15 protein-coding genes are annotated in these 14,552 nt (G+C 50.3%); 12 read left to right on the top strand and 3 right to left on the bottom strand.

The genetic code is table 11. From position 1 onward, the window contains the following. Positions 1 to 98: 98 nt before the first annotated feature. From RSC70_RS05475 to gstA, 10 genes are all read left to right on the top strand, one after another. Positions 99 to 530, top strand: coding sequence for a DUF2569 domain-containing protein (locus RSC70_RS05475; RefSeq protein WP_040044911.1), 432 nt, complete (start codon positions 99 to 101; stop codon positions 528 to 530). Positions 531 to 684: 154 nt separating this feature from the next. After that, positions 685 to 1,266: an electron transport complex subunit RsxA gene (gene rsxA / locus RSC70_RS05470; protein WP_025801041.1), complete on the top strand. Its 582-nt coding sequence runs from the start codon at positions 685 to 687 to the stop codon at positions 1,264 to 1,266. Beyond that, positions 1,266 to 1,859 carry an electron transport complex subunit RsxB gene (gene rsxB, locus RSC70_RS05465; protein ID WP_046359963.1) on the top strand — a complete coding sequence of 198 codons (594 nt, stop codon included), beginning with the start codon at positions 1,266 to 1,268 and terminating at the stop codon, positions 1,857 to 1,859. Before rsxA ends, rsxB begins: the two co-directional genes overlap by 1 nt. Then, the gene (rsxC, locus tag RSC70_RS05460; protein ID WP_234619353.1) at positions 1,852 to 3,960 is read left to right on the top strand and encodes an electron transport complex subunit RsxC; all 2,109 of its coding nucleotides are present in this window, start codon (positions 1,852 to 1,854) and stop codon (positions 3,958 to 3,960) included. The genes rsxB and rsxC overlap by 8 nt, the downstream gene beginning before the upstream one ends. Then, a complete protein-coding gene (rsxD, locus tag RSC70_RS05455; protein WP_332541945.1) occupies positions 3,961 to 5,013 on the top strand; it encodes an electron transport complex subunit RsxD in 1,053 nt (350 codons plus the stop codon). It begins immediately after the preceding gene. Between the two features lie 9 nt (positions 5,014 to 5,022). Then, complete coding sequence (gene rsxG, locus RSC70_RS05450; protein ID WP_304184263.1) at positions 5,023 to 5,664, top strand: electron transport complex subunit RsxG; 642 nt, start codon at positions 5,023 to 5,025, stop codon at positions 5,662 to 5,664. Continuing rightward, positions 5,664 to 6,362: an electron transport complex subunit E gene (locus RSC70_RS05445; RefSeq protein ID WP_103009735.1), complete on the top strand. Its 699-nt coding sequence runs from the start codon at positions 5,664 to 5,666 to the stop codon at positions 6,360 to 6,362. Before rsxG ends, RSC70_RS05445 begins: the two co-directional genes overlap by 1 nt. After that, a complete protein-coding gene (gene nth / locus RSC70_RS05440; RefSeq protein ID WP_234619352.1) occupies positions 6,359 to 7,000 on the top strand; it encodes an endonuclease III in 642 nt (213 codons plus the stop codon). Before RSC70_RS05445 ends, nth begins: the two co-directional genes overlap by 4 nt. 614 nt (positions 7,001 to 7,614) lie before the next feature. After that, positions 7,615 to 9,126, top strand: coding sequence for a dipeptide/tripeptide permease DtpA (gene dtpA / locus RSC70_RS05435; protein ID WP_063587622.1), 1,512 nt, complete (start codon positions 7,615 to 7,617; stop codon positions 9,124 to 9,126). 185 nt (positions 9,127 to 9,311) lie between these two features. Next, positions 9,312 to 9,917, top strand: coding sequence for a glutathione transferase GstA (gene gstA / locus RSC70_RS05430; protein WP_130999184.1), 606 nt, complete (start codon positions 9,312 to 9,314; stop codon positions 9,915 to 9,917). Positions 9,918 to 9,958: 41 nt separating this feature from the next. On the opposite strand, the gene cynR is transcribed toward gstA, so the two are convergent. Then, on the bottom strand, positions 9,959 to 10,855 hold the full coding sequence (gene cynR, locus RSC70_RS05425; RefSeq protein ID WP_304184268.1) for a transcriptional regulator CynR: 897 nt from the start codon (positions 10,853 to 10,855) through the stop codon (positions 9,959 to 9,961). A 107-nt stretch (positions 10,856 to 10,962) separates the two neighbouring features. On the opposite strand from cynR, the gene RSC70_RS05420 reads away from it, so the two are divergent. Both RSC70_RS05420 and cynS read left to right on the top strand, forming a co-directional pair. Continuing rightward, the gene (locus RSC70_RS05420) at positions 10,963 to 11,625 is read left to right on the top strand and encodes a carbonic anhydrase (protein ID WP_025801051.1); all 663 of its coding nucleotides are present in this window, start codon (positions 10,963 to 10,965) and stop codon (positions 11,623 to 11,625) included. Positions 11,626 to 11,650: 25 nt separating this feature from the next. Next, positions 11,651 to 12,121, top strand: a complete 471-nt coding sequence (gene cynS / locus RSC70_RS05415) for a cyanase (protein WP_282814217.1) — start codon at positions 11,651 to 11,653, stop codon at positions 12,119 to 12,121. An 80-nt stretch (positions 12,122 to 12,201) separates the two neighbouring features. On the opposite strand, the gene pdxY is transcribed toward cynS, so the two are convergent. After that, positions 12,202 to 13,062: a pyridoxal kinase PdxY gene (gene pdxY / locus RSC70_RS05410; protein WP_025801053.1), complete on the bottom strand. Its 861-nt coding sequence runs from the start codon at positions 13,060 to 13,062 to the stop codon at positions 12,202 to 12,204. A gap of 97 nt (positions 13,063 to 13,159) precedes the next feature. After that, positions 13,160 to 14,434 (bottom strand): tyrosine--tRNA ligase, encoded by a 1,275-nt coding sequence (gene tyrS, locus RSC70_RS05405; RefSeq protein WP_025801054.1) that lies wholly within the window; start codon positions 14,432 to 14,434, stop codon positions 13,160 to 13,162. Positions 14,435 to 14,552 lie beyond the last annotated feature (118 nt).

Below are 14,552 nucleotides of genomic sequence, written 5' to 3'. Positions count from 1 at the left end.
TAGCGTTTCAATTAGCCTGTATGATGCGTAACGCTGAAATTTGGATTTAACGTAACGGCTAGGCTGAAAAACGGACTATGTCGAAAGAAGGTAGCAATATGAAAACAAAACGGATTGGTGGTTGGCTGGTTGCACCGCTGGCTTACATGATTGTCTCCTTGCTATCGTCGAGTCTGATGTTGATTATCTTTTTGATGACGATCATCCAGCCTGCCAGTCGCAGCCAGTTGCTTTCGCATAGCCCTACGTTCTCCAGCCAGTGGATGCTATCGTTTGCGATTACCGTGATCATCTGGGCCTTCACGCTGTTTAATCTGTACCTTTTTGGCAAACGCTCTCGCCGCTTCCCTAAATTTTTCATTTTATGGCTGCTGGTGATGGTGCTTTTAGCGTTGAAATCCTTTGCGTTTTCTCCGGTTACTGACGCCGCGGCGGTACGTAACATGGTGATGCCGCTGTTGGCTGCCGCTATTTTTGTTCCTTATATCAAGCGCTCAAGCCGCGTACGCGATACGTTTATTGAGCCGTAACAGGCTGTTTTTATCGGCGTTCAGTACACCCTGATTCGAGTTAATTCGCAATAAATCGAATAACCTTGTACTTGATCTGTTGTCGTCCGGCGGCTAAATCCCGATAATACGGCGGTTTTTCTTCGTCTACTGTTTTTCTTGCTAGGTTTAGTTGATGACCGATTATTTGCTGTTACTGGTCGGTACCGTTCTGGTCAATAACTTTGTTTTAGTTAAGTTTCTCGGCTTATGTCCATTTATGGGCGTATCTAAAAAGCTGGAAACGGCCATTGGTATGGGGCTGGCAACCACCTTTGTACTCACCCTCGCCTCGGTTTGCGCTTGGGCAGTTAACGAATTCATTCTGGTGCCGCTGGCGCTAGGATATTTGCGTACCTTAACCTTTATCTTAGTGATCGCCGTTGTGGTGCAGTTCACCGAGTTGGTGGTGCGTAAAACGAGCCCTGCGCTGTATCGACTGCTCGGTATCTTCCTGCCGCTGATTACCACCAACTGCGCCGTGCTTGGCGTGGCGCTGCTTAACGTCAACCAGTCGCATAACTTTATGCAATCTGCTGTTTATGGCTTTAGCGCCGCCGCAGGCTTCTCTCTGGTGATGGTTCTGTTTGCCGCAATTCGTGAACGCTTAGCCGTGGCTGACGTGCCCGCGCCGTTCCGCGGTTCTTCTATTGCACTGATTACCGCCGGACTGATGTCCCTTGCGTTTATGGGCTTTACCGGGTTGGTGAAATTCTAATGTCGTCGTTGTGGATTGCTATTTGTGCCGTCGGCGCTATTGCGCTGGTTTCCGGTATCGTGCTCGGCTTTGCCGCGCGTCGTTTTAAAGTTGATGCTGACCCTATCGTTGAACAGATCGACGCGATTCTACCGCAAAGCCAATGTGGTCAATGTGGATACCCAGGCTGTCGCCCTTACGCCGAAGCCGTTTCAGGCGGTAGCGAAAAAATTAACCGATGTGCTCCTGGCGGCGAGCAGGTGATGTTGAAGATCGCCGAACTGCTCGCGGTAGACCCTCAGCCTTTAGACGGCGAAACCGCTCAGTCGGAGCCGGTGCGTCAGGTGGCTCTTATTGATGAAGAGAACTGCATCGGCTGTACTAAGTGCATTCAAGCCTGCCCCGTTGATGCCATCGTGGGCGCAACCCGCGCCATGCACACGGTGGTGAGCGATCTGTGCACCGGTTGTAACCTGTGCGTCGCTCCGTGCCCAACCGACTGCATCACGTTAGTGGCGGTGCCAACCACCACGGCAAACTGGAAATGGGACTTAAATACCATTCCGGTCAGAACAATTTCCGTAAATGAACGCGAAGTGGAACACCATGTTTAATCTGTTTGCAGCGCTGAAAAAAGACAAGTTGTGGGACTTCAAAGGCGGTATTCATCCGCCTGAAATGAAGCATCCGTCCAGCCATGTTCCGCTGCGCCACGTTTCGCTGCCGCCAATGTTGATTATTCCCGTTCAACAGCATATCGGGCCAGAAGGTGAACTGTTAGTGAAGGTCGGCCAGCACGTCATGAAAGGTCAGCCGCTCACGCGCGGTACGGGACGCATGCTGCCGGTACACGCTTCCACCTCGGGCGTCATTAGCGCCATTTCGCCTCAGATCACCGCGCACCCATCGGGCCTGCGCGAAACCTGTATTACCCTTATTCCCGATAATCAAGACCGTTGGGGAGAGTTGCATCCGGTCGCAGATTACCGCGCAGAGTCACCGTTAGCTCTCACTGAGCTTATCCATCAGGCGGGTATTGCGGGCTTGGGCGGTGCGGGCTTCCCGACCGGTAACAAATTGGAAGGCGGCTATGGCAAAGTTGAAACGCTGATCATCAACGCCGCCGAGTGCGAGCCTTATATCACCGCCGACGATCGTCTGATGCGTGAACATGCCGCTGAAATCATCACCGGCTGCGAAATTCTGCGCCATATTTTGTCACCTCAGCGCACCCTGATTGGCATTGAGGATAACAAGCCGGAAGCCATCGCGGCGCTAAAGGTCGCACTACAGGGTCACGACGATATCAAACTACGGGTGATCCCGACCAAATATCCGTCCGGCGGCGCCAAACAGCTCACCAAAATCCTCACAGGGATGGAAGTACCTTTCGGCAAACACTCCGCTTCTATCGGCGTTTTAATGCAAAACGTCGGAACGGTGTATGCGATCAAACGCGCCATTATCGACGGTGAGCCGTTGATTGAACGCGTCGTCACGCTTACCGGTGAATTGATGAAAAAACCGGGCAACGTGTGGGCTCGATTAGGCACGCCGGTTAAACATCTTTTGCAGGCCGGTGAATTTGAAGCTCAGAACCGCTCGCCGATGGTGATTATGGGCGGCCCGTTGATGGGCTTTACCCTCGCCTATCTCAATGTGCCGATTGTTAAAATCAGCAACTGCATTTTAGCACCGTCAAAAAGTGAATTTGATGAAGCCAGCGAAGAGCAAGCCTGCATTCGCTGTAGCCAATGCGCCGATGCCTGCCCTGCAGGTCTTTTACCACAGCAGCTTTATTGGTTTAGCCGTGGTCAAGAACATGAGAAAGCACGCCAGCATCATCTGTTCGACTGCATCGAATGCGGCGCCTGTGCCTACGTCTGCCCAAGCAGCATTCCGCTGGTGCAGTACTACCGCCAAGAGAAAGCAGAAATTAAAGCCGCCGATCAGGAAGCCGCACGAGCCGCTCAGGCGAAAGAGCGTTTCGAAGCTCGTCAGGCGCGTTTAGAACGTGAAAAAGCTGCTCGAGAACTGCGCCATAAACAAGCTGCGGTGAAAGTGACTGAAAGCGACCAAAGTGCGGTACAGGCTGCGGTAGCGCGCGTCAAACAGCGTCAAGAGCAGCAAAACGGTATCAGCTCAATTCATCCGTTTAATAACGATCAGGAAGATAACAGCATCCGTGCGGCTCGTGAGGCGCGCAAAGCCTTAGCTCGCGAGCGTAAGCAGGAAAATGTTTCCCAGCCTGAAACCGAAACCGATCCGCGTAAGGCTGCCGTTGCTGCGGCGCTTGCGCGCGTTAAGGCCAAAAAAGCCGCTCAGACGAATACCTCTGAGGGTGGTGCGACAGCCAACGTGAATATCGTCGTTCCTGCTGAAGTTGCTGAAGATCCACGCAAAGCCGCCGTTGCGGCCGCTATCGCTCGAGCCAAGGCGAAAAAAGCGACGTCGCTAGAGAGTGCCGCATCTTCTGTGGATCAAACGGAAACGACCGTCGATGTCGATCCGCGTAAAGCTGCGGTGGCCGCGGCTATTGCGCGCGCTAAAGCAAAAAAAGCGTCTCAGGCTCAAGAAACCGATACGGTATCAGCCCCTTCTAACGAAGACGTTGATACCCCACAAGACCCACGCAAGGCCGCTGTTGCAGCCGCTATTGCCCGTGTAAAAGCGAAACAGGCCGCGCAGAAATCCGCCGCGGTTAACGAGGAATAAATGGCTTTTAGAATCGCCAGTTCACCCTTTACTCATAATCAGCAATCGACCCAACGCATCATGCTGTGGGTGATTTTTGCCTGTATTCCTGGCATTGCTGCTCAAGCCTATTTTTTTGGCTATGGCAATCTGATCCAATGCGCGTTGGCCATTGTGACGGCGCTGCTGACTGAAGCTCTGGTTTTGCGCTTGCGTCATCGAAACGTAGCTAAAACATTGGGTGATAATTCCGCCCTGCTGACGGCGTTGCTGTTAGGGATCAGCCTGCCTCCGCTTGCGCCTTGGTGGATGGTGGTATTAGGCACGGTCTTCGCCATCGTGATTGCCAAACAGCTGTACGGTGGTTTGGGACAAAACCCGTTTAACCCAGCGATGATTGGCTATGTCGTTCTGCTGATTTCGTTCCCAGTGCAGATGACCACGTGGCTGCCGCCAGAGAGCTTGATGAGCGCGCCGCTAAATGTGAATGATACGCTGTTGCTTATTTTTAGCGGGCATACCGTTGACGGCACGGTTATCCATCAGCTGATTCAAACCGCCGATGGCATCAGCCAAGCCACGCCGTTAGACAGCTTTAAAACCAGCCTTCGCTCCGGCCATGACGTGGCTGAAATTCTGCGTCAGCCAATTTATCAAGGCGAATTTGCCGGTTTAGGCTGGCAGTGGGTTAACGCCGGTTTCTTGCTGGGCGGCATCGTGTTACTGCTGCGCGGCGTGATCCATTGGCAGATCCCCGTGAGTTTTATTGCAGCCTTAGCGGTGTGCTCGGCTCTCGGTGGTTATTTCTCTCCCGAAAGCGCAGTGCCGCCGATGTTAGAACTGTTCTCCGGCGCAACCATGCTGGGAGCTTTCTTTATCGCAACCGATCCAGTGACTGCCTCCACCACGCCGCGCGGGCGTTTGATTTTTGGTGGGTTGATCGGCGCATTAGTGTGGATCATCCGTACCTACGGTGGCTATCCAGACGGCGTGGCCTTTGCCGTACTGCTAGCTAATATTACCGTACCGTTGATCGACCACTACACCAAGCCACGAGCTTACGGACATCGCTAAGGAATCGCTATGCTTTCTACTATGCGCCGCCATGGCACCACGCTAGCGTTATTTGCCGTATTAGCCACAGGTCTGACGGCGGTGGTGAATGAATTAACCAAAGACACCATCGCTCATCAGGCCGAACTGCAGCAAAAACAATTATTTGATCAGGTTCTGCCAGCTGAGATGTATAACAACGAACTACAACATGAATGTTACGTTGTCACGGATAAGCGTCTTGGTTCTGCTGCCCCGCACCATTTATATCTGGCACGAAAAGATGGCGTACCAGTGGCTGCCGCGGTTGAGTCCACGGCGCCCGATGGCTATTCCGGTGCAATCCAACTGCTGGTTGCTGCTGATTTTTCCGGTAAGGTGTTGGGCGTACGCGTTTTAGAGCATCATGAAACGCCCGGTCTCGGGGATAAAATTGATGCCCGAATTTCTGACTGGATTAACAGCTTTCGCAATCAAACCGTTCACGGGGATAATGACCCACGCTGGTTTGTGAAAAAAGACGGCGGCATGTTTGATCAGTTTACCGGTGCTACCATTACGCCTCGCGCGGTCGTCAATGAAGTTCGCCATACGGCGGTTTTCTTACAAGAGAACCGCGAACGTATTGAATCCATGCCACGCTGCCAAATAACCGCAGGAGAAAGTAACTGATGAGTGAAGCCAAAACGTTGCTGGCAAATGGCCTGTGGAAGAATAACTCCGCGCTGGTTCAGTTGCTCGGCTTGTGCCCTTTGTTGGCGGTATCATCTACCGCAACCAACGCGCTAGGTCTGGGATTGGCAACCACGTTAGTACTGGTTTTCACCAACAGCGCCGTTTCTGCCCTGCGCCGCTGGGTTCCGCACGAGATCCGCATTCCGATTTATGTGATGATCATCGCCTCGGTGGTGAGCACCGTGCAGATGCTGATCAACGCCTATGCCTTTGGGCTTTATCAGTCGTTGGGGATTTTCATCCCGCTTATCGTCACCAACTGTATCGTGATTGGCCGCGCCGAAGCTTATGCGGCTAAAAATCCGGTCGGTCTTTCTGCCATTGATGGGTTAGCGATGGGGCTGGGCGCAACCTGCGCGCTATTCGTATTGGGTTCGCTACGTGAAATCTGCGGCAACGGTACGTTGTTTGACGGCGCCGATTTATTGTTGGGCTCTTGGGCTAAATCATTACGCATTGAACTCTTCCACACCGATACGCCATTCCTCCTTGCTATGCTGCCACCCGGCGCATTCTTGGGCCTAGGATTTTTGCTGGCGCTGAAGTATGTTATTGATCAGAAAATGAAAGCACGTCAGGCAGCGCGTCAAACGGTTGCTCCGACTCTCGATAATGGAAGCGAACGAGCATTATGAATCAGGAAAAGCGCACGCTGATCCTTAAGCGGCTACAAGAGGATAATCCTCATCCCACGACTGAACTGGCCTACAGCTCAAATTTTGAGTTGCTGATTTCCGTGCTGCTATCAGCGCAAGCTACCGACGTGAGCGTAAACAAAGCAACGGCGTTGCTATATCCGGTGGCAAATACCCCTGCGGCACTGCTCGAACTGGGCGTTGATGGCATCAAGCAGTACATCAAAACCATCGGTTTATATAATAGCAAAGCAGAAAATATCGTTAAGACCTGCCGGATCCTGCTTGATGAGCATAATGGCGTAGTGCCAGAAAACCGTGCGGCGCTTGAAGCACTGCCCGGCGTTGGCCGAAAAACGGCAAACGTTGTGCTCAACACCGCCTTTGGTTGGCCAACGATCGCCGTCGATACGCATATATTTCGTGTGTGCAACCGCACCGGTTTTGCACCGGGAAAAAACGTTGATGAAGTCGAAGCCAAGCTGTTAAAAGTCGTTCCGAAAGAGTTTAAGCTTGATTGTCATCACTGGTTAATTTTGCACGGCCGCTATACCTGCATCGCGCGCAAGCCGCGCTGTGGCTCATGCATCATCGAAGATCTCTGCGAGTTTAAAGAAAAAGTTTATCCTGAATCCTAATCATAGCGATACATAATGCGCAGGCATTTTCTTGCGCATTACTGAATGCCGTCTCCCCGATATACCTCAAATCCCGCCCTGTAATATGCTCCTTCAGCTGTGATCGTGTTCGCTTTTTTCACAATACGTGTGAAAAGCCATCCCAACGCAGAGATCAAGGGTTTTTGTTGTCATTTTTTTGAAATAGATCACATTTATTAGGTCACGAAAAATAACTATTTTCATACTAAATGTGAATTTTTTGGATAATTATGCACATAAACAGTTATGCATTATTATTACAATGGCATTTTTATAGAAAGCAGTCGATCACACTGGATATCTTTACAATAGAAGAATATATAACGCAAAGCACTCTGATTATGATTTAATCAAAACATTAATTTGGGAAAGAGCAAAAACACAATGCTTCACTCTGCATAACATTTGTAACAACTCGCGGATGTTCTGCATAGAGTTTATGTAACAGAATATTTCACAGGTATTGTCAGACTGCATCATATAGTGAACATTAACCCTCGATCTTCCCACTTATAACAATGCAAAAGGATGCTTCCCCGCATCACTCTTTGTTTCCCTGTCACTGATGGGGTATGAAAAAATTCGAGGTATTTGTGTCAACCGCAAACAACAACAGTAATAAGGCCGATGAGAGCGTTAGCCTAAACGCCTTTAAACAGCCTAGAGCTTTCTACCTGATTTTCTCCATCGAACTATGGGAACGTTTTGGTTACTACGGCCTTCAAGGCATCATGGCCGTTTACCTGGTCAAAATGCTTGGAATGACCGAGGCCGACTCGATCACCCTGTTCTCTTCCTTCAGCGCACTGGTCTATGGCTTCGTTGCTATCGGTGGCTGGTTAGGCGATAAAGTTCTCGGTGCCAAACGCGTTATCGTGCTTGGTGCATTAGTCCTCGCCGTAGGTTATGCCTTAGTTGCCTTCTCAGGCCACGACATCACGTGGGTCTATGCAGGTATGGCGACTATCGCTGTTGGTAACGGCTTGTTCAAAGCCAACCCATCTTCCCTGCTGTCAACTTGCTATGAGAAAAACGATCCGCGTTTGGACGGTGCATTTACTATGTACTATATGTCCATCAACATCGGTTCCTTCTTCTCTATGCTGGCAACTCCTTGGTTGGCCGCAAAGTATGGCTGGAACATCGCATTCTCACTGAGCGTTGTGGGTATGCTGATCACGCTGGTTAACTTCATGATGTGCCGTCGCTGGGTTAAGAACCACGGTTCTAAACCTGACTTTGAGTCTCTGAAGTTACACAAACTGCTGATGACCTTAGTCGGTATCGTCGTGCTGATCGGTGTTTCTTACTGGCTGCTGCATAACCAGATCGTTGCTCGCTGGGCGCTGGCGGTGATTTCTCTGGGTATCGTTCTGGTATTCGCTAAAGAGACTTTCGCCCTGCACGGTGCTGCTCGTCGTAAGATGATCGTTGCTTTCCTGCTGATGCTGGAAGCCGTTGTGTTCTTCGTTCTATACAGCCAGATGCCAACGTCTCTGAACTTCTTCGCAATTCACAACGTTGAGCACTCTATTCTGGGTATCGCGTTTGAGCCAGAGCAGTATCAGGCACTGAACCCATTCTGGATCATGGTAGCTAGCCCAATTCTGGCGGCAGTGTATAACAAGATGGGTGACCGTCTGCCAATGCCGCACAAGTTCGCTATCGGTATGGTTCTGTGTTCCGGCGCATTCTTAGTGCTGCCATGGGGCGCAACCTTCGCCAACGAACAAGGCATCATGTCTGTAAACTGGCTGATCCTGAGCTACGCTCTGCAAAGTATCGGCGAGCTGATGATTTCTGGTCTGGGTCTGGCAATGGTTGCACAGTTGGTTCCACAGCGTCTGATGGGCTTCATCATGGGCTCTTGGTTCCTGACTACCGCTGCTGCTGCACTGATTGCAGGTAAAGTTGCTGCGCTGACCGCTGTACCTTCTGACGTACCAGATGCTCACGCATCACTGGCTATCTACAGCCACGTGTTTATGCAGATTGGTATCGTAACGGCTGTTATCGCCGTGCTGATGATGCTGACCGCGCCTAAACTGAATCGTATGACTCAGAGCAGCGATGAAGAAGCCGCTCGCGAAGCTGCGACTGCTTAATCACTTCAGGCTATGATTATGAAAAACGCCCTCATGGGCGTTTTTTTTTATCTGCGAGCACCAACAAAAATACATAAACCAGTCACTGACAATTATTCGTTGTCGCCGTAATATGGTTTCTCGCTAGGTATATCGATACCCCACACGGGGATATCAATGTCTCAGGATCGTCTAAGGAGTGTTTGATGAAACTGTTTTACAAAGCCGGAGCTTGTTCTCTTTCTCCGCACATTGTTCTGCGTGAGGCTGGGCTAGACTTTACGATTGAGCGCGTCGATCTTGCCACTAAAAAGACCGAGCACGGTGAAGACTTCCTGAAGATTAACCCGAAAGGTCAAGTACCTGCCCTGCAGCTAGATGACGGTAGCCTATTAACCGAGGGCGTTGCCATTGTGCAATATCTCGCAGACAAAGTGCCAGACCGTAATTTGATCGCACCGGCAGGCTCACTGGCTCGTTATCATGCGATTGAGTGGCTGAACTATATTGCCACTGAGTTACATAAAGGCTTTAGCCCGCTGTTTAACCCAAAAACACCAGAAGAATATAAAGCCATCGCACGTCAGAAACTGGAACAGCAGTTCGCCTACCTTGATGGTGTACTGAGCAATCAGAGCTATCTGCTGGGCGCACGTTTTAGCGTCGCCGATGCTTATCTGTTCACCGTGTTAGGCTGGGCTAAAGCCTTGCATTTCGATCTGCCAGCCTATCCAAACATTGTCAGCTATATGGCACGCGTAGCTGCTCGCCCTGCCGTTGATGCTGCGCTTACGGCTGAAGGCCTTAAGTAATCTCTTTCTGCTTTATCTAAAAGGCCCCTCGTGGGTCTTTTTCATTTTGAATCAATACTATCCTGCATAAATTCGTCGATCATAAGTGACTTAAAGGCATGACTTGCCGCGCTGATATAGTGCGTTTTATGCAGCAACAAGGCTGCCGTGCGCTCGGGTAACGAGGGCACCAAACTGATGGCGTGCATTTCACGCTGTTTTTCAATAATGGCCTGAGGAAGCACAGAGACTAATTCGCTGCTTTTAACCAAATCGAGGATCGTGCTAATGGAATTGGCTTCGATGGCCAAATGAGGTTTTAGCTGATGCTGGTCAAAGTAGTGATCGATATAGGTACGCGTAGCGAAATCCTGACTTAATAGCGCCATCGGCACAGCGGAGATCTCATCCAGCGTCATTTTTTCTTTGCTGTATAGCGGGCTATTTTCCCCCACGGCTACTGCCAGTGCTTCAGAAAATAGAGGGTGATAATCGATATGCTCAGCGTTGTGAGAAACGAACGCTAAGCCGAGATCCAACTCATTTTCCTGCAAGTCTTTTTCTAACTGTTCCTGCGAGAGCTCACGCAGATGCAGCTTAATGTTGGGATATAACTGATAAAAGCGTTTAAACAACGGGCCGATCAAATAGGCGCTAAACGTGGGCGTAAAGCCAACCCGTAAACTTCCTCGGCTTAAATCCTGCACATCATGGATCGCTCGATACCCCATTTCTAGCTCATTCAGCGCACGACGCGCATGTTCAAGGTAGACCTCTCCCACGTCGGTTGGGCGCACTATCCGGTGTGAACGATCGAGCAAAGCAACGCCCAACTGCTCCTCTAGTTGCTTGATTTTTTGCGAGAGCGCGGGCTGAGAAAGGCAGACCTCTTCTGAAGCGCGGGTGAAATTTCGATGTTTGACAACGGAAAGAAGTGCACGGAGATTGCGGAGAAACATAACACCTACTATTCAAAAAAATTATACAAAGTATAAAAAATGGCACTTAGACATTATAGAGAAATAACCGCATTCTTGCTGCACGTTTTAGCACGCAGGAAAATATCATGCAGAACATCATCAAAGGCTTTTTAAAATTTCAGCAGGAATGCTTTCCGCAGCGTACCAAGCTGTTCAAAGATCTGGCGAATAACCAGAGCCCTAGCGTCCTTTTTATTACTTGTTCCGACAGCCGTGTTGTGCCGGAATTTCTGACTCAGCAGGAGCCAGGCAATCTTTTCGTTATTCGCAACGCGGGTAATCTGGTTCCCTCTTACGGCCCTGAAGTCGGCGGTGTTTCTGCCAGCGTTGAGTACGCAGTAGCCGCTTTAGGCGTAACCGATATCGTCATCTGCGGGCATTCCGACTGCGGAGCCATGACGGCGATTAACCAAGGTGTCAGCCTAGACCATATGCCAATGGTGGCTCAATGGCTGAAACATGCCGATGCTGCCAAACTGGTCAATGCGACCCGTTTCTATGCGTCCGAAGCCGAGAGCTTGAATGGCATGGTGCAGGCTAACGTCGTAGCACAACTTTCCAACCTAAAAACGCATCCTTCGGTGGCGGTCGCCATCGAGCAAGAACGACTCAACCTGCACGGCTGGGTCTATGACATCGAGAGCGGAGAAATGCTGACCCTTGAAGGGAAAAGCAAACAATTCGTTTCGCTGAGTGAAAATCCTTACGCATGCGCTTTGGCATCACACCGCGCAGCTAATGCAGCCTAATTCATTGACTATTTTGGAGAACATTATGACTCAGACATTAACGACTCAAAACGCACGTGTCACCCTGACAGAAAACATTATTATGGCCAAAATGACGAAAAACCTGTCTTGGCAGGATCTGGCCGACGGCACGAATATGAGTATCGCCTTCGTTACCGCTGCGTTATTAGGCCAACATCCATTGCCGGAACATGCCGCGCAAAAAATCGTAAAACAGCTCGCGCTGCCAGAAGATGCCGCTTTGTTATTGCAGGCGATACCACTGCGCGGTTCTATTCCTCAGGGCATCCCAACCGACCCAACCATTTATCGTTTCTACGAAATGCTGCAGGTTTATGGCACTACATTGAAAGCGCTGGTGCACGAACAGTTCGGCGATGGCATCATCAGCGCCATCAACTTCAAGCTGGATATTAAGAAAGTGGAAGATCCTGACGGAGGTTCACGCGCAGTGATTACTTTTGACGGGAAATATTTGCCAACCAAACCGTTCTAACTTTAGGCAAATAAAAAATCCCCCAGCGGTCATATTTAACCGCTGGGGGATTTATTGATAACGTACTATTCAGCTATTTTTTACAGCGCAACGGCTGCAAACTGATGCACCGGCTGAGCGATCAGATCCTGAGCTGCTACAACCTGCAACTCATATTCACCCATTTCTTTGGTGGTCAGCATCACTTCATAGACTGCCGCGGTCACATGTTCTAAGGCTTTCTTCAACGGTTCACCTTTCAGCATGTTCACCAACAACAAACCACTGGTTAAATCGCCCACGCCAACCGGCTGGCGAGCGCCAAAATCGACCAGCGGACGGCTGATGTGCCACGCTTCGTCGGCGGTAACTAAGATCATTTCAAAGCGATCTTTGTGATAACCAGCGTAGGACAAATGTTTGACCAGAACCACTTTCGGTCCGCGAGCAATAACGCTACGCGCAGAAACCAGCGCTTCTTCTACGCTGTTAATAGTATGTCCGGTCAGTTGCTCCAACTCCAACAGATTAGGGGCCATGATGTCACTGCTGGCCACGGCATCACGCGCAAAGAATTCAGCTACGCCTGGTGCAACGATACATCCTTTTTCTGGGTGCCCCATCACTGGGTCGCAGAAATACCAAGCATTTGGATTGGCAGCTTTGACTTTGCGTACAATATCCAAAATATGCCCGCCCTGTTCTGGCGAACCAATATACCCACTCAATACGGCATCGCAGTTTTTAAGCTGATCGATGTCTGCAATTCCCTGCACAATTTCTGTCAAATGATTGGCTGGCATCACACAGCCAGTCCAGTGACCGTACTGGGTATGATTTGAAAACTGAACGGTGTTCAGTGGCCAGACATTTACGCCCATACGACGCATAGGAAACTCAGCGGCGCTGTTTCCTGCATGACCAAAAACCACATGAGATTGAATAGATAGGATATTTTTCATGGATGCGACCTACTTCACTGTCGCTCTCGACAGCGGGTTATTCATATTAAGGGGAAAATAAGGGGGACCTAAGTCCCCCTTTTATTGCATCCGTGGCTTATTTCCAGCAAATCAGGCAGTAATTCTTTTTACCGCGACGCAATAAAGTAAAGCGTCCGAACAGACGGTCAGCATCGCTGAAGGTATATTCCGGATCAGACTGTTTTTCACCATTGATGGTAATTGCATTTGACGCGATAGTTTTACGCGCTTGACCACGAGACGGCTGTAGCTCGGAATCCACCAGCGCCTGTTGCAAGTCTGCATCGCGCGCTAGTTCAACCATTGGCATACCGTCCTGAGCTAACTGAGCAAAGTCAGCTTCGGTCATTTCGCTCAACGCACCAGAGAACAGGCTCTGGGTAATACGTTTTGCAGCGGCTAATCCTTCTTCGCCGTGAACCATGCGGGTCACCAGCTCAGCCAGCACGTATTGTGCACGCGGCGCTTTGCCACTGTTTTTGTCTTCTTCTTCCAGCGCGTCGATGTCCTTCAGATCCATAAAGGTGAAGAACTTAAGGAAGCGATACACGTCCGCATCAGCGGTGTTGATCCAGAATTGGTAGAATTTGTATGGGCTGGTTTTCTTCGGATCTAGCCACACTGCGCCACCTTCGGTTTTACCGAATTTGGTGCCATCGGCTTTGGTGATCAACGGAACGGTTAAGCCCCAAACCTGTTTCTGGTGCAGACGACGGGTTAAATCGATACCTGAAGTGATGTTGCCCCACTGGTCAGAACCACCGATTTGCAGCTCAACGCCGTGCAGCTCGTTCAGGCTAGCAAAGTCGTAACCTTGCAGCAGGTTGTAGGAGAATTCGGTGAACGAAATACCCACGTCATCACGGTTTAAACGCTGTTTTACCGCTTCTTTGTTGATCATCTGATTAACAGAGAAGTGTTTACCAATGTCACGCAGGAAGGTCAGCACGTTCATATTGCCGAACCAATCGTAGTTGTTGGCTGCAATAGCGCTGTTTTCGCCACAGTCGAAATCGAGGAACGGTGCAACCTGATGGCGGATTTTATCCACCCACTCGTGCACGGTATCCTGCGTATTCAGTTTACGCTCGGTGGCTTTAAAGCTTGGGTCACCGATGAGCCCAGTCGCGCCGCCCACCAAGGCAACAGGCTTATGGCCTTCTAACTGGAAACGTTTCAAGCACAGCAACGGAACCAGATGGCCCAAGTGCAAGCTGTCAGCGGTCGGATCGAAACCGCAATACAGTGCTAGTGGCCCTTGCGCCAGTCGCTCTGCCAACGCTTCTTCATCCGTTACCTGGGCAATGAGGCCCCGCTCTTGCAGTTGTTTAATCAGGTTGCTGCTCGCCATTAAAGACTCCATTAGATTTTAATTTACTACCGCGCGTTCCATACGAGTGATAGTTCGTGCGGGTGATAAGCCCTATAGAATAAAGGGGTCACGCCCATCGCGCTAGATTTAACTGGTG

Source organism: Hafnia sp. (genome assembly GCF_036648275.1).
Lineage (GTDB): Bacteria > Pseudomonadota > Gammaproteobacteria > Enterobacterales > Enterobacteriaceae > Hafnia > Hafnia alvei.
Note: the sequence above shows the minus strand (reverse complement) of the source record. Positions and strands in the feature narration are given on the sequence as shown.